1 protein-coding gene is annotated in these 786 nt (G+C 65.4%); it reads right to left on the reverse strand.

Annotated features, from left to right (window positions below; genetic code table 11):
- Positions 1-655, reverse strand: a 655-nt coding sequence (gene hutG / locus EN906_RS35900; protein WP_127375859.1) for an N-formylglutamate deformylase, incomplete at its 3' end; no start/stop codon positions are given.
- Positions 656-786: the final 131 nt, after the last annotated feature.

Below are 786 nucleotides of genomic sequence, written 5' to 3' on the forward strand. Positions count from 1 at the left end.
GCACGCCTTGTGGCGGAGGGCCGAAATGGCGTGTGAGCCAGCCGCCCTTGAGGCGGCCGGGGATGAAAAAGGGGTGACCGGGTGCGGCCATGATCTGGCCGACCATCGCCTGCAGCGTCGGATCGGCGCTCCTGCCGTCATTGGTGCCGAGGTTGAAAACCGGCAGCGTGCCTTCAAACAGGCGCGGCATCACTGAACGGATCGAGTGGCAGTCATAGAGGACGATCTTTTCGTGCAGGCCACGCAACCGGTCGATCTCGACCTGCAAGGCGGCATGGTAGGGCACGAAGAATTTCTCGCGACGCTCGTCGATCTCCGACGGCCCCGGTTCTTCGCCCTCGCGATAGAGCGGATCGCCATCGAAAGTCTCGGTCGGGCAAAGGCCGGTCGTCGCCTGGCCGGGGTAAAGCGAGGCGCCGGAGGGATCGCGGTTGACGTCGATGACGGTGCGCGAGATCGCGGTGTGCACCACCGTCGCCCCGAGGCCGGCAGCAAAGTCATAGAGATTATCGATCCACCAATCGCAGTCGCGGCGGCCGAGCCAGGGCGAGACCAGCCGATTCTCAAGGCCGGCGAGGTCGATGCCGGTGTGCGGGATCGACACCAGCAACGGGGCTGTGCCGGGCGTGACCGTCAGCCAGGGCGCGCTTGCCATCACATCGCTCCGGAAATCGACGGCAGAGCCACGCCGCCGGCGGCCACGATGGTCGCACCGCTGCGCACCATGGCGATGGCTTTTTCCATATCGGGGTGGAAATGGCGGTCATTGTCGAGATGCGGCACTTC

Origin of the sequence: Mesorhizobium sp. M7A.F.Ca.CA.004.06.1.1, assembly GCF_003999135.1 — a bacterium.
Taxonomy (GTDB): domain Bacteria; phylum Pseudomonadota; class Alphaproteobacteria; order Rhizobiales; family Rhizobiaceae; genus Mesorhizobium.